Annotated in this window: 13 protein-coding genes, 4 tRNA genes and 3 rRNA genes; 2 read left to right on the top strand and 18 right to left on the bottom strand. The window is 55.1% G+C overall.

The window, feature by feature from the left end:
* Nucleotides 1-200: 200 nt before the first annotated feature.
* The 18 genes from rplL to tyrS form a co-directional block, all read right to left on the bottom strand.
* Nucleotides 201-569, bottom strand: coding sequence for a 50S ribosomal protein L7/L12 (gene rplL, locus HU725_RS02255; RefSeq protein ID WP_060480382.1), 369 nt, complete (start codon nt 567-569; stop codon nt 201-203).
* A gap of 78 nt (nt 570-647) precedes the next feature.
* A complete protein-coding gene (rplJ, locus tag HU725_RS02250) occupies nt 648-1,148 on the bottom strand; it encodes a 50S ribosomal protein L10 (RefSeq protein WP_003257082.1) in 501 nt (166 codons plus the stop codon).
* A gap of 197 nt (nt 1,149-1,345) precedes the next feature.
* Nucleotides 1,346-2,041, bottom strand: a complete 696-nt coding sequence (gene rplA / locus HU725_RS02245) for a 50S ribosomal protein L1 (protein ID WP_027919361.1) — start codon at nt 2,039-2,041, stop codon at nt 1,346-1,348.
* Nucleotides 2,041-2,472 (bottom strand): 50S ribosomal protein L11, encoded by a 432-nt coding sequence (gene rplK, locus HU725_RS02240; protein ID WP_023535523.1) that lies wholly within the window; start codon nt 2,470-2,472, stop codon nt 2,041-2,043. Before rplK ends, rplA begins: the two co-directional genes overlap by 1 nt.
* Nucleotides 2,473-2,591: 119 nt before the next feature.
* On the bottom strand, nt 2,592-3,125 hold the full coding sequence (gene nusG, locus HU725_RS02235) for a transcription termination/antitermination protein NusG (RefSeq protein ID WP_003255501.1): 534 nt from the start codon (nt 3,123-3,125) through the stop codon (nt 2,592-2,594).
* 9 nt (nt 3,126-3,134) lie between these two features.
* A complete protein-coding gene (gene secE, locus HU725_RS02230) occupies nt 3,135-3,503 on the bottom strand; it encodes a preprotein translocase subunit SecE (protein WP_186479000.1) in 369 nt (122 codons plus the stop codon).
* Nucleotides 3,504-3,547: 44 nt separating this feature from the next.
* Nucleotides 3,548-3,623: transfer RNA gene (locus HU725_RS02225), tRNA-Trp, on the bottom strand.
* A gap of 54 nt (nt 3,624-3,677) precedes the next feature.
* Nucleotides 3,678-4,871 carry an elongation factor Tu gene (gene tuf / locus HU725_RS02220; RefSeq protein ID WP_010951775.1) on the bottom strand — a complete coding sequence of 398 codons (1,194 nt, stop codon included), beginning with the start codon at nt 4,869-4,871 and terminating at the stop codon, nt 3,678-3,680.
* Between the two features lie 78 nt (nt 4,872-4,949).
* A tRNA-Thr gene (locus HU725_RS02215) sits at nt 4,950-5,025 on the bottom strand.
* A 29-nt stretch (nt 5,026-5,054) separates the two neighbouring features.
* Nucleotides 5,055-5,128 (bottom strand) — tRNA-Gly (locus HU725_RS02210).
* A gap of 24 nt (nt 5,129-5,152) precedes the next feature.
* Nucleotides 5,153-5,236, bottom strand: a tRNA-Tyr gene (locus HU725_RS02205).
* 153 nt (nt 5,237-5,389) lie between these two features.
* The gene (locus HU725_RS02200; protein ID WP_186479026.1) at nt 5,390-5,815 is read right to left on the bottom strand and encodes a hypothetical protein; all 426 of its coding nucleotides are present in this window, start codon (nt 5,813-5,815) and stop codon (nt 5,390-5,392) included.
* 7 nt (nt 5,816-5,822) lie between these two features.
* Nucleotides 5,823-6,572 carry a pantothenate kinase gene (locus HU725_RS02195; protein ID WP_186479025.1) on the bottom strand — a complete coding sequence of 250 codons (750 nt, stop codon included), beginning with the start codon at nt 6,570-6,572 and terminating at the stop codon, nt 5,823-5,825.
* Nucleotides 6,562-7,521 carry a bifunctional biotin--[acetyl-CoA-carboxylase] ligase/biotin operon repressor BirA gene (gene birA, locus HU725_RS02190; protein WP_186479024.1) on the bottom strand — a complete coding sequence of 320 codons (960 nt, stop codon included), beginning with the start codon at nt 7,519-7,521 and terminating at the stop codon, nt 6,562-6,564. Before birA ends, HU725_RS02195 begins: the two co-directional genes overlap by 11 nt.
* 156 nt (nt 7,522-7,677) lie before the next feature.
* Nucleotides 7,678-7,793 (bottom strand): 5S ribosomal RNA (gene rrf, locus HU725_RS02185).
* Between the two features lie 128 nt (nt 7,794-7,921).
* A 23S ribosomal RNA gene (locus HU725_RS02180) occupies nt 7,922-10,813 on the bottom strand.
* Between the two features lie 290 nt (nt 10,814-11,103).
* A 16S ribosomal RNA gene (locus HU725_RS02175) occupies nt 11,104-12,640 on the bottom strand.
* Together the 16S, 23S and 5S rRNA genes form the textbook arrangement of a ribosomal RNA operon.
* A 566-nt stretch (nt 12,641-13,206) precedes the next feature.
* The gene (tyrS, locus tag HU725_RS02170; RefSeq protein WP_060477496.1) at nt 13,207-14,406 is read right to left on the bottom strand and encodes a tyrosine--tRNA ligase; all 1,200 of its coding nucleotides are present in this window, start codon (nt 14,404-14,406) and stop codon (nt 13,207-13,209) included.
* A gap of 215 nt (nt 14,407-14,621) precedes the next feature.
* On the opposite strand from tyrS, the gene HU725_RS02165 reads away from it, so the two are divergent.
* Both HU725_RS02165 and HU725_RS02160 read left to right on the top strand, forming a co-directional pair.
* Entirely contained in the window at nt 14,622-16,040 is a 1,419-nt protein-coding gene (locus HU725_RS02165) for a peptidoglycan DD-metalloendopeptidase family protein (RefSeq protein WP_186478659.1), read from the top strand.
* Between the two features lie 3 nt (nt 16,041-16,043).
* Nucleotides 16,044-17,135 (top strand): anhydro-N-acetylmuramic acid kinase, encoded by a 1,092-nt coding sequence (locus HU725_RS02160; RefSeq protein ID WP_186478658.1) that lies wholly within the window; start codon nt 16,044-16,046, stop codon nt 17,133-17,135.
* Nucleotides 17,136-17,159: the final 24 nt, after the last annotated feature.

Genomic DNA, 17,159 nt, shown 5'->3' with positions numbered 1-17,159 from the left:
CACCTGCTTGTTTGGCTTCTCCCGGCGGGAGCAGCCAGAAAATCGTGCAAACCCCTTGGTTTGCTCACCCACATGGGTGTCTTGCAGCGTGTTATCGGGGCCGGCTTGACCAGCCACCAATAACGGAAAAAGGCCGGTGGCATAAGCCACCAGCCATCAGCCTGTCGCTCAACGCTCAGGCTGGCATCGCAAAGTCGAAATTACTTCAGCTCGACTTTAGCGCCTGCTTCTTCCAGCTTCTTCTTAGCGTCTTCAGCGGCTTCTTTCGAAACGCCTTCAGCTACAACCTGAGGAGCGCCGTCGACTTTCTCTTTGGCTTCTTTCAGGCCCAGACCGGTCAGTTCGCGAACGGCTTTGATCACGTTCACTTTCTTGTCGCCGGCTTCAACCAGAACAACGTTGAACTCGGTCTGCTCTTCAACAGCGGCGGCAGCAGCAGCTGGGCCAGCGGCAACAGCGGCAGCAGCGGTAACGCCGAAGGTTTCTTCCATCGCTTTGATCAGTTCAACAATTTCCAGAACAGTTTTCTGGCCGATCGCTTCGATGATTTGCTCGTTAGTCAGAGACATGACTTAAATCCTGTATTGGGGTGACAGCCTACGCAGCCATCAAATTAAACGTATGATTTTGAAAGAGTCGCGCGTGCCTTAGGCAGCAGCAGCTTCTTTCTGGTCGCGCAGAGCTGCCAGGGTACGAGCCAGCTTGCTGGTTGCACCTTGGATTACGCTCATCAGCTGTGCGATAGCCTCGTCGCGCGTTGGCAGAGTTGCCAGCACGTCGATCTGGTTAGCGGCAAGGAACTTGCCGTCAAACGCAGCTGCCTTGATCTCGAACTTGTCCTGACCCTTGGCGAACTCTTTGAACAGACGAGCAGCAGCGCCCGGGTGTTCGTTGGAGAAAGCAATCAGGGTCGGGCCTTTGAACGCGTCGTTGAGGATCGAGAATTCGGTGCCTTCAACAGCGCGCTTGAGCAGGGTGTTACGTACGACACGTACGTATACGCCAGCTTCGCGGGCCTCTTTACGGAGTCCGGTCATTGCGCCTACAGTCACACCACGGGCATCGGCCACGACAGCGGACAGAGCGACTTTGGCAGCCTCGTTGACTTCAGCGACGATGGCCTTCTTGTCTTCGAGTTTAATTGCCACGGGTTTACTCCTGGTTTTTACCGTTTCATCTAGCCGAAGCCGGATGTCGTTTTGGTGTCTGATTCGGTAACGAATCGGGAGCACCATCTGCGTGGGCTGGGGTTTTAAGGCTTACGCCGCCTACGGTCTTGGATAGCCCCCGCCAGGCAGGGACCCCAATTTTTGCAAGCAGCGCGACACGTCGCGCTGCTTTGTTCTTACACGTTCAGCGAGCTTTGATCGATGATCAGACCTGGGCCCATGGTGGTGCTCAGGGTAACGCGCTTAACGTAAATACCTTTCGAAGAAGCCGGTTTGATACGCTTCAGATCAGCGATCAGGGCTTCAACGTTTTCCTTCAGCTTGTCAGCTTCGAAGCCGATTTTGCCAACGGAGGTGTGGATGATACCGTTCTTGTCGGTACGGTAGCGAACCTGACCAGCCTTGGCGTTTTTGACAGCGCCGGCTACGTCTGGAGTTACGGTACCAACTTTCGGGTTAGGCATCAGGCCGCGAGGACCCAGCACCTGACCCAGCTGACCTACAACACGCATGGCATCAGGCGATGCGATAACGACGTCATAGTTCAGGTCGCCGCCTTTCATTTCGGCAGCCAGATCGTCCATACCTACACGGTCAGCGCCGGCAGCCAAAGCGGCTTCAGCAGCTGGGCCCTGGGTGAAGACGGCAACGCGAACAGTCTTGCCAGTGCCGTGTGGCAGCACAGTAGCGCTACGAACGACCTGGTCGGATTTACGCGGGTCAACACCGAGGTTAACGGCGATGTCGTAGGACTCTACGAACTTGGCAGCCGGCAGCGAAGCGAGCAGGGTTGCAGCTTCTTCGAAGTTGTAGGCCTTGCCTGCTTCGATTTTCTCGGCGATTGCCTTTTGGCGCTTGGTCAGCTTAGCCATTACACACCCTCCACGTTCAAGCCCATGCTGCGGGCAGAGCCAGCGATGGTGCGTACAGCTGCGTCCAGGTCAGCGGAAGTCAGGTCAGCCTGTTTAGCCTTGGCGATGTCTTCCAACTGAGCGCGGGTAACGGTACCGACTTTCACGGTGTTCGGGCGAGCCGAACCACTGGTCAGGCCAGCAGCTTTCTTCAGCAGAACCGAGGCAGGGGTGCTCTTGGTCTCGAAGGTGAAGCTACGGTCGCTGTAAACAGTGATGATAACTGGAGTCGGCAGACCGGCTTCTTGACCCTGAGTACGGGCGTTGAAGGCCTTGCAGAACTCCATGATGTTCACACCGTGTTGACCCAGTGCTGGACCAACGGGTGGGCTTGGGTTGGCCTGGCCGGCCTTAACTTGCAGCTTGATGTAAGCCTGAATCTTCTTAGCCATGAGCTACTCCAAAATCGGGTACGAACGCCTGATGGCTCCCCGGATGACTTGCGTTTTATCCCAGTGACGACAAAACCCCGCAGCACATAAGACTGCGGGGTATGGGATGCTTCGTCCGCCTAGACCTTTTCGACCTGGCTGAACTCGAGCTCTACCGGAGTAGAGCGACCGAAAATGAGCACTGCAACCTGCAAGCGGCTCTTCTCGTAGTTAACCTCTTCGACGCTACCATTGAAGTCAGCAAACGGACCATCAATGACTCGAACCACTTCACCTGGCTCGAACAGCGTCTTAGGCTTCGGCTTGTCACTACCATCGGCGACGCGACGCAGGATAGCTTCAGCTTCTTTATCGGTAATCGGTGCAGGTTTGTCTGCAGTTCCACCGATAAAGCCCATTACACGAGGGGTATCCTTGACCAAGTGCCAAGTCCCTTCGTTCATCTCCATCTGGACCAAAACGTACCCAGGGAAGAATTTACGCTCACTTTTGCGCTTCTGGCCGTTGCGCATTTCTACGACTTCTTCGGTCGGGACCAGGATCTCACCGAAACCGTCTTCCATGCCAGCCAGCTTCACACGCTCGATCAGGGAGCGCATTACATGCTTCTCGTAACCCGAGTAAGCATGCACAACATACCAACGCTTAGCCACGGGACACCTTTAGCCAACGATCAGGGAGACCGCCCAGCCGAGCAGGGAATCAAGCCCCCACAGCAGCAGTGCCATAACCAGCACAACAGCCACAACAATCAGTGTGGTCTGGGTGGTTTCCTGGCGGGTCGGCCACACGACTTTACGGATCTCGGTACGAGCTTCCTTCGCCAGCGCAAAGAACGACTTACCCTTCGCAGTCTGCAGAGCTACGAAGCCTGCGACAGCAGCCAGGGCGAGAAGTACGAGAACGCGGTACAGAATCGGAGAAGCGGAGTAGTATTGGTTACCCACGACACCGACAACCACCAAAGCCACTACAGCCAGCCACCTGAACAGATCAAAACGCGATTCTTGGGCTTCAGTTTTGGGAGTCATCAAGGAGGATCCTGTAAGAAGAAAGCCATCACACCGAGGTGAAATGGCAGGTCAGGAGGGAATCGAACCCCCAACCTACGGTTTTGGAGACCGTCGCTCTGCCAATTGAGCTACTGACCTGTAACGCTGTATCAGGCCGGCCATTATACCGGCCTGATCAAGTAAATCAACTACTTATTCAATAATTTTTGCTACGACGCCGGCGCCGACGGTACGACCGCCTTCACGGATAGCGAAGCGCAGACCGTCTTCCATTGCGATGGTCTTGATCAGGGTAACAGTCATCTGAATGTTGTCACCTGGCATTACCATTTCAACGCCTTCCGGCAGCTCGCAGTTACCGGTCACGTCAGTGGTACGGAAGTAGAACTGTGGACGGTAGCCTTTGAAGAACGGCGTGTGACGGCCGCCTTCCTCTTTCGACAGAACGTAGACTTCTGCGGTGAACTTGGTGTGCGGCTTGACCGAACCTGGCTTGACCAGAACCTGGCCACGCTCAACGTCGTCACGCTTGGTACCACGCAGCAGAACGCCGCAGTTCTCGCCAGCACGGCCTTCGTCCAGCAGCTTGCGGAACATCTCAACACCGGTGCAGGTGGTGGTGGTGGTGTCACGCAGACCAACGATTTCCAGCGGATCCTGAACGCGGACGATACCACGCTCGATACGGCCGGTAACAACGGTACCACGACCCGAGATCGAGAATACGTCTTCGATCGGCATCAGGAAAGGCTGGTCGATAGCACGAACTGGCTCAGGGATGTAAGCATCCAGAGTTTCTACCAGCTTCTTAACAGCGGTAGTACCCATTTCGTTGTCGTCTTTGCCTTCCAGCGCCATACGAGCCGAACCGATGATGATCGGGGTGTCGTCGCCTGGGAAGTCGTAGGTGGACAGCAGGTCGCGAACTTCCATCTCGACCAGTTCCAGCAGCTCAGCGTCGTCTACCAGGTCAGCCTTGTTCAGGAAGACCACGATGTACGGAACGCCTACCTGACGGGACAGCAGGATGTGCTCACGGGTTTGTGGCATCGGACCATCGGCGGCCGAGCAAACCAGGATCGCGCCGTCCATCTGGGCAGCACCGGTGATCATGTTCTTCACGTAGTCAGCGTGACCTGGGCAGTCAACGTGAGCGTAGTGACGAATGTTCGAGTTGTACTCGACGTGAGCGGTGTTGATGGTGATACCGCGCGCTTTTTCTTCTGGAGCCGAGTCGATCTTGTCGAACTCAACGACGGCCGAACCGAAAACTTCGGAGCAGACGCGAGTCAGAGCTGCGGTCAGAGTGGTCTTACCGTGGTCAACGTGGCCGATAGTGCCGACGTTAACGTGGGGAAGGGAACGATCAAACTTTTCCTTAGCCATCGATACAATCCTCCGCAGAAGAAATAGCATTACGCTGATAAAACAAAGGCAGATATTTTCATATCTGCCTTGTTTATATGGAGCTCTTGAGCGGACTTGAACCGCTGACCTCACCCTTACCAAGGGTGTGCTCTACCAACTGAGCTACAAGAGCGAAACACTATGCGCAAAATCCAGCAAACTTGGAGCGGGTAGCGGGAATCGAACCCGCATCATCAGCTTGGAAGGCTGAGGTTCTACCACTAAACTATACCCGCGGAGCTTGCGGCTCTCGCTAAAACTGGTGGAGGGAGAAGGATTCGAACCTTCGAAGCTCTCGCAACGGATTTACAGTCCGTCCCCTTTGACCGCTCGGGAATCCCTCCAGATGTGGCCGGCATTCTATGTGTCTGCCGTCCTAGTGTCAAGCGTTTTTTCAAATTTTTTCAATCAAATCTGAAACTTAGCTGCTTTGACACTCGCTTCCAGTTCTGCCACCTAAGTGGTGTTCCCTGTGAAGCGGGCGCCATTCTATCAAGCTATTCACCAGTTGCAATACCCTGGCAGAAAATAATTTTACGTTTTAAGTCTTTGAAATCATTAGAAAGTGCATCAAGCACGGTTTGGTCCAGCAAACGCTCGCTTTCCGGCGACACCTTGAGCCACAAACCATCAGCACCAGGCAATTGACCAGACACGGGAGCTGCATTGATATCCAGGCTCACCAACCGTTGACGCAGCGCCTCGAGCTGCTCGCGAGCCGAAACGCCGCCCACCACCAGGCACTCGTCGCGGCGCTGCCCTGCAGCAGTTGCGCCTGTTTCCTTAAGCAGACGAATTTCTTGCTGGCTGCCCTTGTACAAAGACAGCGGGGCGACGTCCTTGGCCCTGAGAGGAGCCTGCTGCTGGTTCCACACGTAATAGAAGGCATTGAGCACCAACAACAGCAAAAACAACCAACGCATAAACACCTCAGTCCAGCGGACAGGCCATTGCCAGGCCAACGAACACCAAGTCGGGGACCACCCTGGCCTGTGGCGCCGCCTCTCGTACCAGCGGTGCATCTCCACCTGTCAGGAACACTGAGAAATCATCACCCCATAAGGCACGCGCCTGCTCCAGCTGGGTGCGAGCAAATCCTTGCAGCATCAATACACACCCACGCTCTACCGCCTCTACAGTGGACCGGCCCGGTGAGAGACTACTCAAGGCACGTTCGGCCGATGCATCGTCATAACGGATACGGCGGGTGTGTGTACGCAGCTGGCTACGCATCAATGGCATACCAGGACAAATGTAGCCACCGAGGTGCTCTCCTGACGCAGAGACGAAGTCAGCCTTTGCCGCTGTCCCCAAGTCAATGACCAGACATGCACCTTTGGCAAGGTGAAAGGCGCCAAGCACTGCCAGCCAGCGATCCATGCCCAGGCGCTGGTAATCCTCATACCCGTTGTGCACGCCTGCCATTGCAGGGGCAGGCTCGGCAACTCGGGCAAGCACGGCAAACGCCTTGTCGATCAGCGCACATAGCGCCGAAGTTTCATCTTCGCTGCGCACACTGACGATTCGGCAACCGGTAAGCCGCAAGGAAGCCAGCGCCCTGACGTCATCGATCAGTGCCTGGTCGGAATCTACAATGCCGCCCCCTACGATGGTGGCGTCGGCAGCGTGAATGACACGCCACTTGATGAAGCTGTTTCCGCAATCGAGCTCAAGAATCATCACGCAACCTCAAACTGAGCTCACCACCACTGAAGCTCTTTTCCACACCATCGACGTCCAGACGCAATCCGCCCTGCCCATCCACACCCAAAACAACACCATCGATCTGGCTATTACCTGCAATCAGGGACACGTTACACCCCTGCCAGAGATGCGCCTGCTCCCACTCTTCCTGAAACGCCGCAAAACCGTAGCGCCGGTGCCTGGTCAATTCATGCTGCAGTTGTTGGTTGAGCGTGGCCACCAAGCGATTACGGTCGATCGTCGTACCTATTTCACGCCGCATCGATGTCCACTGCTGGTCGACCTGTTCATTGACTTGCATATTTACATTGATGCCTATTCCGAGCACCACATGGCAAACGTCCGCAGGATCACCCACGAGCTCGAGAAGGATCCCCGTTATCTTCTGCCCGGCGACCAACACGTCATTGGGCCACTTCAAGCCCACGTCCTTGACTCCAAAACCTTGTAAGGTGCGCATCACCGCCAACCCTACAACCAAGCTGAGCCCCTCTAGCTGACGCATCCCGCCATCGACGCGCAACACCAGGCTGTAATAGAGGTTTTCCGCGAAGGGGCTCACCCACATACGCCCGCGGCGACCACGCCCAGCACTTTGACGCTCAGCCAGAACCAGGAATGGAGTGGATTGCCCCTTACTAGCAAGGCGCAGACCTTCAGCGTTGGTCGAGTCTATGGTGTCGTGGATGAAAACGGGCCAGGCCTCACCTTCGCCGAGCTCATTGATAAGCTGCGCATCAAGCAAGCTCAGGGGTGCAGCCAACTGGTAGCCACGCCCACGAACCTTATGAATGGTAAGGTTCAGCTCGGATTCCAGGTGTTGCAGCTGCTTCCAAACGGCGCTGCGACTCACCCCGAGGGCTGCCCCCAAGGCTTCTCCGGAATGGAATCGGCCATCCTTGAGGAGATTCAACAACTTCAGCATGCCAGTCTCGACTTGGAATAAGGCTGGCATGATAGCTATGGGTTGGAGGCTTGCATAGGCAAAGGGCGGCCGGTATCCGCCCGAAGCAGCACGGATTAGCAGCAGAAAAGACAAAACCCCTACCTGCATGCGCAGATAGGGGTTTTGCGAAATGAATCTTGACGATGACCTACTCTCACATGGGGAAACCCCACACTACCATCGGCGATGCATCGTTTCACTACTGAGTTCGGGATGGGATCAGGTGGTTCCAATGCTCTATGGTCGTCAAGAAATTCTGTAGCCAGAATGTCCTGTTGGACAGCCCAGCGAATTCGGATATGCGATTTGTGATGTTACGAATTTTCGGGTCTTTCGTCTTCACCACCACAATCTGCGCTGCAGATTGCTTGGGTGTTATATGGTCAAGCCTCACGGGCAATTAGTATTGGTTAGCTCAACGCCTCACAGCGCTTACACACCCAACCTATCAACGTCGTAGTCTTCGACGGCCCTTTAGGGGATTCAAGATCCCAGTGAGATCTCATCTTGAGGCAAGTTTCCCGCTTAGATGCTTTCAGCGGTTATCTCTTCCGAACATAGCTACCCGGCAATGCCACTGGCGTGACAACCGGAACACCAGAGGTTCGTCCACTCCGGTCCTCTCGTACTAGGAGCAGCCCCTCTCAAATCTCAAACGTCCACGGCAGATAGGGACCGAACTGTCTCACGACGTTCTAAACCCAGCTCGCGTACCACTTTAAATGGCGAACAGCCATACCCTTGGGACCGGCTTCAGCCCCAGGATGTGATGAGCCGACATCGAGGTGCCAAACACCGCCGTCGATATGAACTCTTGGGCGGTATCAGCCTGTTATCCCCGGAGTACCTTTTATCCGTTGAGCGATGGCCCTTCCATACAGAACCACCGGATCACTAAGACCTACTTTCGTACCTGCTCGACGTGTTTGTCTCGCAGTCAAGCGCGCTTTTGCCTTTATACTCTACGACCGATTTCCGACCGGTCTGAGCGCACCTTCGTACTCCTCCGTTACTCTTTGGGAGGAGACCGCCCCAGTCAAACTACCCACCATACACTGTCCTCGATCCGGATAACGGACCTGAGTTAGAACCTCAAAGTTGCCAGGGTGGTATTTCAAGGATGGCTCCATGAGAACTGGCGTCCCCACTTCAAAGCCTCCCACCTATCCTACACAAGCAAATTCAAAGTCCAGTGCAAAGCTATAGTAAAGGTTCACGGGGTCTTTCCGTCTAGCCGCGGATACACTGCATCTTCACAGCGATTTCAATTTCACTGAGTCTCGGGTGGAGACAGCGCCGCCATCGTTACGCCATTCGTGCAGGTCGGAACTTACCCGACAAGGAATTTCGCTACCTTAGGACCGTTATAGTTACGGCCGCCGTTTACCGGGGCTTCGATCAAGAGCTTCGCTTGCGCTAACCCCATCAATTAACCTTCCGGCACCGGGCAGGCGTCACACCCTATACGTCCACTTTCGTGTTTGCAGAGTGCTGTGTTTTTAATAAACAGTCGCAGCGGCCTGGTATCTTCGACCGGCATGGGCTTACGGAGCAAGTCCTTCACCCTCGCCGGCGCACCTTCTCCCGAAGTTACGGTGCCATTTTGCCTAGTTCCTTCACCCGAGTTCTCTCAAGCGCCTTGGTATTCTCTACCTAACCACCTGTGTCGGTTTGGGGTACGGTTCCCAGTTATCTGAAGCTTAGGAGCTTTTCTTGGAAGCATGGCATCAACCACTTCGCGCTCTAAAGAGCACTCGTCATCAGCTCTCGGCCTTAAGATCCCGGATTTGCCTAAGATCTCAGCCTACCACCTTAAACTTGGACAACCAACGCCAAGCTGGCCTAGCCTTCTCCGTCCCTCCATCGCAATAACTGGAAGTACAGGAATATTAACCTGTTTTCCATCGACTACGCTTTTCAGCCTCGCCTTAGGGACCGACTAACCCTGCGTCGATTAACGTTGCGCAGGAAACCTTGGTCTTTCGGCGTGCGAGTTTTTCACTCGCATTGTCGTTACTCATGTCAGCATTCGCACTTCTGATACCTCCAGCAAGCTTCTCAACTCACCTTCACAGGCTTACAGAACGCTCCTCTACCGCATCACCAAAGGTGATACCCGTAGCTTCGGTGCATGGTTTGAGCCCCGTTACATCTTCCGCGCAGGCCGACTCGACTAGTGAGCTATTACGCTTTCTTTAAAGGATGGCTGCTTCTAAGCCAACCTCCTAGCTGTCTAAGCCTTCCCACATCGTTTCCCACTTAACCATGACTTTGGGACCTTAGCTGACGGTCTGGGTTGTTTCCCTTTTCACGACGGACGTTAGCACCCGCCGTGTGTCTCCCATGCTCGGCACTTGTAGGTATTCGGAGTTTGCATCGGTTTGGTAAGTCGGGATGACCCCCTAGCCGAAACAGTGCTCTACCCCCTACAGTGATACATGAGGCGCTACCTAAATAGCTTTCGAGGAGAACCAGCTATCTCCGAGCTTGATTAGCCTTTCACTCCGATCCACAGGTCATCCGCTAACTTTTCAACGGTAGTCGGTTCGGTCCTCCAGTCAGTGTTACCTAACCTTCAACCTGCCCATGGATAGATCGCCCGGTTTCGGGTCTATACCCAGCGACTAAACGCCCTATTAAGACTCGCTTTCGCTACGCCTCCCCTATTCGGTTAAGCTCGCCACTGAATATAAGTCGCTGACCCATTATACAAAAGGTACGCAGTCACCTAACAAAGTAGGCTCCCACTGCTTGTACGCATACGGTTTCAGGTTCTATTTCACTCCCCTCTCCGGGGTTCTTTTCGCCTTTCCCTCACGGTACTGGTTCACTATCGGTCAGTCAGTAGTATTTAGCCTTGGAGGATGGTCCCCCCATGTTCAGACAAAGTTTCTCGTGCTCCGTCCTACTCGATTTCATTGATAAGAGACTTTCGTGTACGGGGCTATCACCCACTATGGCCGCACTTTCCAGAGCGTTCCACTAATCTCAAACCAACTTAAGGGCTGGTCCCCGTTCGCTCGCCACTACTAAGGGAATCTCGGTTGATTTCTTTTCCTCAGGGTACTTAGATGTTTCAGTTCCCCTGGTTCGCCTCTTGCACCTATGTATTCAGTACAAGATACTCAGCTTATGCTGAGTGGGTTCCCCCATTCAGAGATCTCTGGATCACAGTCTGTTTGCCGACTCCCCAAAGCTTATCGCAGGCTACCACGTCTTTCATCGCCTCTGACTGCCAAGGCATCCACCGTATGCGCTTCTTCACTTGACCATATAACCCCAAGCAATCTGGTTATACTGTGAAGACGACATTCGCCGAAAATTCGCATGTTGCGCTTACGCGCAGAACTCACAAATTTTACCTTAGCCTGATACCCAGCAGTGAAACTGGCTATCAGTCTATATCTATCACATATCCGAATTTTTAAAGAACGATCTGACAAAAGCCAGAAATCAACATTCGACGCGAATGTTCATTTCTGAATTCGATCAGGTGCAACGTCTTCAACCAAGAATCAAGCAATTCGTGTGGGAGCTCATCAGCAGGCTGATGTCGTCGATTAAGGAGGTGATCCAGCCGCAGGTTCCCCTACGGCTACCTTGTTACGACTTCACCCCAGTCATGAATCACACCGTGGTAACCGTCCTCCCGAAGGTTAGACTAGCTACTTCTGGTGCAACCCACTCCCATGGTGTGACGGGCGGTGTGTACAAGGCCCGGGAACGTATTCACCGCGACATTCTGATTCGCGATTACTAGCGATTCCGACTTCACGCAGTCGAGTTGCAGACTGCGATCCGGACTACGATCGGTTTTGTGAGATTAGCTCCACCTCGCGGCTTGGCAACCCTCTGTACCGACCATTGTAGCACGTGTGTAGCCCAGGCCGTAAGGGCCATGATGACTTGACGTCATCCCCACCTTCCTCCGGTTTGTCACCGGCAGTCTCCTTAGAGTGCCCACCATAACGTGCTGGTAACTAAGGACAAGGGTTGCGCTCGTTACGGGACTTAACCCAACATCTCACGACACGAGCTGACGACAGCCATGCAGCACCTGTGTCAGAGTTCCCGAAGGCACCAATCCATCTCTGGAAAGTTCTCTGCATGTCAAGGCCTGGTAAGGTTCTTCGCGTTGCTTCGAATTAAACCACATGCTCCACCGCTTGTGCGGGCCCCCGTCAATTCATTTGAGTTTTAACCTTGCGGCCGTACTCCCCAGGCGGTCAACTTAATGCGTTAGCTGCGCCACTAAAATCTCAAGGATTCCAACGGCTAGTTGACATCGTTTACGGCGTGGACTACCAGGGTATCTAATCCTGTTTGCTCCCCACGCTTTCGCACCTCAGTGTCAGTATCAGTCCAGGTGGTCGCCTTCGCCACTGGTGTTCCTTCCTATATCTACGCATTTCACCGCTACACAGGAAATTCCACCACCCTCTACCGTACTCTAGCTTGCCAGTTTTGGATGCAGTTCCCAGGTTGAGCCCGGGGCTTTCACATCCAACTTAACAAACCACCTACGCGCGCTTTACGCCCAGTAATTCCGATTAACGCTTGCACCCTCTGTATTACCGCGGCTGCTGGCACAGAGTTAGCCGGTGCTTATTCTGTCGGTAACGTCAAAACAGCAAGGTATTAGCTTACTGCCCTTCCTCCCAACTTAAAGTGCTTTACAATCCGAAGACCTTCTTCACACACGCGGCATGGCTGGATCAGGCTTTCGCCCATTGTCCAATATTCCCCACTGCTGCCTCCCGTAGGAGTCTGGACCGTGTCTCAGTTCCAGTGTGACTGATCATCCTCTCAGACCAGTTACGGATCGTCGCCTTGGTGAGCCATTACCTCACCAACTAGCTAATCCGACCTAGGCTCATCTGATAGCGCAAGGCCCGAAGGTCCCCTGCTTTCTCCCGTAGGACGTATGCGGTATTAGCGTTCCTTTCGAAACGTTGTCCCCCACTACCAGGCAGATTCCTAGGCATTACTCACCCGTCCGCCGCTGAATCAAGGAGCAAGCTCCCGTCATCCGCTCGACTTGCATGTGTTAGGCCTGCCGCCAGCGTTCAATCTGAGCCATGATCAAACTCTTCAGTTCAATACTGCTTGGGTTTTTAAGAAACCCTAAACTTGGCTCAGCAATCTCAAATGACTATGTGATTTCTCGCATGGCCACTTGTGATGCTGATAATCTTTGTGACTATCAGTCCGTACTCACAAGCACCCACACGAATTGCTTGATTCGATTTGTTAAAGAGCGTTTGGTTAAGAGCGTTTCGTCTCAACCGAGGCGCGCATTCTACGCTTTCCTCATTTGCTGTCAAGCGTTTATTTTGAAGTTTTTTGCGAGAAACTCGTTTAGCTTCAAACACTTGACTCGCTGCGATCTCTCGTAGCGGGAGGCGAATCATACAGCGTTTAAAACCGCTGTCAACCTTCATCTCCACCGCCATCGATCAGCCGACCGAAGCGCTTCCAATTTCGCCCAAACTAATTAACTCGTTGAATCTCAAGGAGTTTTTCGTCCCGATGTCGCTGGAAGTGGGGCGCATTATAAGGGGATTCGAAAGCCCGTCAACCTTTAATTTCAATAACCTTCAATAAAACGAAGCGGGGAGGCCTACTGGCCTCCCCGCTTCTATATATAGCTACGCCGCGTGGCAATCACTCAGCCTTCAAGGTTACCCGGCCAAACGACTTCTTGCCCGCCTGACACACATGAGTCGCACCAAGGACAAACATGAAATCCTTGTCGACCACCGCACCATCGACCTTGACAGCACCACCACTGAGCAAGTCGCGAGCCTGCGCCGAGTTTTTCACCAGGCCGGCTCGATTCAGAACGGCCGCGATCGGCAGATCCTCAGCTGCAGCCACTTCGATTTCAGGCAGATCTTCAGGCAGCTCACCATCCTTCATCCGGTTGCCCGCAGCACGGTGTGCATTGGCTGCTGCCTCTTCGCCATGGAAGCGAGCGACGATTTCTTCGGCCAGCTTGATCTTGATGTCACGCGGGTTCGCGCCATTGGCAACATCAGCCCGGAACTGCTCGATCTCTTCCATCGAACGGAAGCTAAGCAGCTCGAAATAACGCCACATCAGCGTGTCCGGGATCGACACCAGCTTGCTGTACATGACACCGGGCGCTTCTTGAATGCCGACATAGTTGCCCAGCGACTTGGACATCTTCTTCACGCCATCGAGGCCTTCGAGCAGCGGCATGGTGACGATGTTTTGCGCCTCCTGCCCATAGGCACGCTGCAGTTCGCGCCCCATCAGCAGATTGAATTTCTGGTCGGTACCGCCCAGCTCCACATCTGCCTTGAGCGCCACCGAATCATAGCCCTGCACCAGCGGGTAAAGGAACTCGTGAATGGCAATGGGCTGGTTGGTGGTGTAACGCTTGTCGAAGTCATCACGCTCGAGCATGCGCGCGACGGTGTACTGCGAGGCCAGACGAATGAAGTCGGCAGGTGTAAGCTTGTCCATCCAGGTGGAGTTGAAAGCAACCTCGGTCTTGGCTGGGTCGAGAATCTTGAACACCTGCTGCTTGTAGGTTTCGGCGTTGTCCAGAACCTGCTCGCGGGTCAGCGGCGGACGCGTGGCACTCTTCCCGCTTGGATCACCGATCATGCCGGTGAAGTCACCAATCAGAAAAATCACCTGGTGGCCAAGCTCCTGGAACTGACGCAGCTTGTTGATCAGCACCGTGTGCCCCAGATGCAGGTCAGGCGCAGTTGGGTCGAAGCCTGCCTTGATACGCAGAGGCTGGCCGCGCTTGAGCTTCTCGACCAGTTCCGACTCGACCAACACCTCTTCCGCGCCGCGCTTGATAAGCGCCAGCTGCTCTTCAACCGACTTCATAGAAAGACCCGCAAGGCTCAGATTCAAAGGGAGCCAACCATACAAGATCGGCCACCAATTACAAGTTTGGAAATGAATTGTGACCCGACCGAGGTGTCACAGCGTCTACGCGCCCTTGCGCGAAGATGGATTTGGTTATATTTTATACAGTTATTTCATCTTCATCATGTCATTCATCTTTTCCATATTCATTTTTCCTCAAAGTTACCCTATCTATGACCAACGAAACGCCTAAAGCGCCCCCGCTTTATCCGAAAAGCCATCTGTTGGCCGCCAGCGGCATCGCCGCCCTGCTCAGCCTGGCCCTCCTTGTATTCCCATCCAGCGAAGTCGAAGCCAAGAAAACGACCCTGAGCCTGGAACTGGAAAGCCCTGCCGATCAACTGAAGGACGAATCCAACGCAGCACCGCTGGTACAGGCTCAGGGTGACCAGGATTCGCCCTTCGCCCAGATCGACGGTGCTGCCTCCGATACCGAACAAGCTGCACAGCAAGCGCCTGCCACTGATAAAGCCGCCGAAGCCAAGGTGCCCGGCCACCGCGAGGTGACAGTAGCGCGTGGCGACACCCTGTCGACCCTCTTTGCCAAGGTGGGATTGCCAGCCAACGCGGTGCACGATCTGCTGGCCAGCAACAAGCAGGCCAAGCAATTCAGCCAGCTCAAGCATGGCCAAGTACTGCAGTTCGAACTCGACAAAGATGGCCAATTGACCAGCCTGCACAGCAAGGTCAGCAACCTTGAAACCATTCGCCTGACCAAGACCGCCAAGGGTTACTCGTTCGATCGCGAAATCAGCAAGCCGGTGGTTCGCTCCGCTTATGCCCATGGAGTGATCAAAAGCTCGCTGTCGGCATCGGCTCAACGCGCCGGCCTTTCCCACAGCATGACCATGGATCTGGCCAAGGTACTGGGTTACGACATCGACTTCGCCCAGGACATTCGCCCTGGCGATGAGTTCGACGTGGTCTATGAACAGAAGGTCATGGACGGTAAGGTTGTCGGCACCGGCAATATCCTGTCCGCACGCTTCACCAACCGCGGCAAGACTTACACCGCCGTGCGCTACACCAACAAACAGGGCAATACCAGCTACTACACCGCAGACGGCAATAGCCTGCGCAAGGCGTTCATCCGTACCCCTGTCGACTTTGCCCGTATCAGCTCGCGCTTCTCCGCTGGCCGCAAGCATCCGATCCTCAACAAGATCCGCGCACACAAGGGTGTCGACTATGCAGCGCCACGCGGCACGCCGATCAAGGCAGCGGGGGATGGACGCATCGAATTGGCTGGCCGCCGTGGCGGTTACGGCAACACTGTGATCATTGCCCACGGTAATAGCTACAAAACCCTTTACGGGCACATGCAGGGCTTCGCCAAAGGCATCAAGACCGGCAGTAACGTCAAACAGGGCCAGATCATCGGCTACATCGGCACTACCGGCCTGTCGACCGGCCCCCACTTGCACTACGAATTCCAGGTCAACGGCGTACACGTAGACCCGCTGAGCCAGAAGGTGCCAATGGCTGACCCGATCGCCAAGAACGAACGCCAGCGGTTCCTGCAACAAAGCCAACCGCTGATCGCCCGCATGGACCAGGAAAAGGCCACCATGCTCGCGGCCAACAAGCGCTGAGCCATGGCGCTGTACCTTGGAGTGATGTCCGGTACCAGCCTCGATGGGCTGGACATCGCTTTAATCGAATCAGGCAAGCGAGTGGATCTGCTTGCCACATGCTATCTACCGATGCCGCCCGATCTACGTCAGGCGCTGCTGAACCTGTGTAGCAGTGGCCCCGACGAGATCGCCCGTGCCGCTGTGGCTGAGAACCGCTGGGCTAGCCTGGCAGCTGAAGGCATACGGCAACTGCTCGACCAGCAGGGGCTGCAAGCCAACGCCATCCGTGCCATTGGCAGCCACGGGCAAACCATACGTCATGAACCCTCCCGCGGCTTCACCGTGCAAATTGGCAACCCGGCGCTTCTTGCCGAATTGACTGGCATTAGCGTGGTTGCCGACTTCCGTCGGCGAGATGTTGCTGCTGGCGGCCAAGGTGCGCCATTGGTACCGGCCTTCCATGAAACCCTGTTCGGTCACTTGGGGCAGCGTCTGGCAGTGCTCAATGTCGGCGGCTTCAGCAACCTGAGCCTTATCGAGCGCGACACCCCCGTGCAAGGGTTCGACTGCGGGCCCGGCAACGTGCTGCTGGACGCCTGGATAGAGCGCAAACGTGGTCACACCTACGACGCTGACGGTGCATGGGCTGCCAGCGGTCAGGTGAAGCACGACTTGCTGGCCAGCCTGCTGAGTGACCCATTCTTCGCCGGTAGCGGCCCCAAAAGCACCGGCCGCGAAGTATTCAACCTACCATGGCTGGATGGTCATCTGGCACGTTTGCCCGCCTACCGCGAAGAAGATGTCCAGGCCACGTTGCTGGAACTGACTGCGCGCAGCATCATCGAAGCGCTGCAGAACGCCCAGCAGGACACTCAGGCGCTGCTGGTGTGTGGCGGAGGTGCTCGCAATGGCGCCTTGATGGCGCGGCTTGCCCAACTGCTGCCTCAGGCTCAGGTCAGCAGCACCGGCGCCCATGGCGTTGACCCGGACTGGGTCGAGGCGATGGCCTTTGCCTGGCTGGCCCACTGCTGCTTGGAGGGTATTGCTGCCAATCGCCCCAGCGTGACGGCGGCCAAAGGGCTGCGAGTACTCGGGGCGATCTATCCCAGGTAGACGAGGCAAAACGCAAAACGCCGC

It is taken from the genome of Pseudomonas promysalinigenes (genome assembly GCF_014269025.2).
In the GTDB taxonomy this organism is placed as follows: domain Bacteria; phylum Pseudomonadota; class Gammaproteobacteria; order Pseudomonadales; family Pseudomonadaceae; genus Aquipseudomonas; species Aquipseudomonas promysalinigenes.
Note: the sequence above shows the minus strand (reverse complement) of the source record. Positions and strands in the feature narration are given on the sequence as shown.

What these genes read in the sequence shown, in the direction of transcription:
- rplL (WP_060480382.1), bottom strand. Translation starts at nt 569, where the DNA reads ATGTCTCTGACTAACGAGCAAATCATCGAAGCGATCGGCCAGAAAACT.
- HU725_RS02195 (WP_186479025.1), bottom strand. Translation starts at nt 6,572, where the DNA reads ATGATTCTTGAGCTCGATTGCGGAAACAGCTTCATCAAGTGGCGTGTC.
- birA (WP_186479024.1), bottom strand. Translation starts at nt 7,521, where the DNA reads ATGCTGAAGTTGTTGAATCTCCTCAAGGATGGCCGATTCCATTCCGGA.
- tuf (WP_010951775.1), bottom strand. Translation starts at nt 4,871, where the DNA reads ATGGCTAAGGAAAAGTTTGATCGTTCCCTTCCCCACGTTAACGTCGGC.
- HU725_RS02200 (WP_186479026.1), bottom strand. Translation starts at nt 5,815, where the DNA reads ATGCGTTGGTTGTTTTTGCTGTTGTTGGTGCTCAATGCCTTCTATTAC.
- rplK (WP_023535523.1), bottom strand. Translation starts at nt 2,472, where the DNA reads ATGGCTAAGAAGATTCAGGCTTACATCAAGCTGCAAGTTAAGGCCGGC.
- secE (WP_186479000.1), bottom strand. Translation starts at nt 3,503, where the DNA reads ATGACTCCCAAAACTGAAGCCCAAGAATCGCGTTTTGATCTGTTCAGG.
- tyrS (WP_060477496.1), bottom strand. Translation starts at nt 14,406, where the DNA reads ATGAAGTCGGTTGAAGAGCAGCTGGCGCTTATCAAGCGCGGCGCGGAA.
- HU725_RS02165 (WP_186478659.1), top strand. Translation starts at nt 14,622, where the DNA reads ATGACCAACGAAACGCCTAAAGCGCCCCCGCTTTATCCGAAAAGCCAT.
- rplA (WP_027919361.1), bottom strand. Translation starts at nt 2,041, where the DNA reads ATGGCTAAGCTGACCAAGCGCCAAAAGGCAATCGCCGAGAAAATCGAA.
- HU725_RS02160 (WP_186478658.1), top strand. Translation starts at nt 16,044, where the DNA reads ATGGCGCTGTACCTTGGAGTGATGTCCGGTACCAGCCTCGATGGGCTG.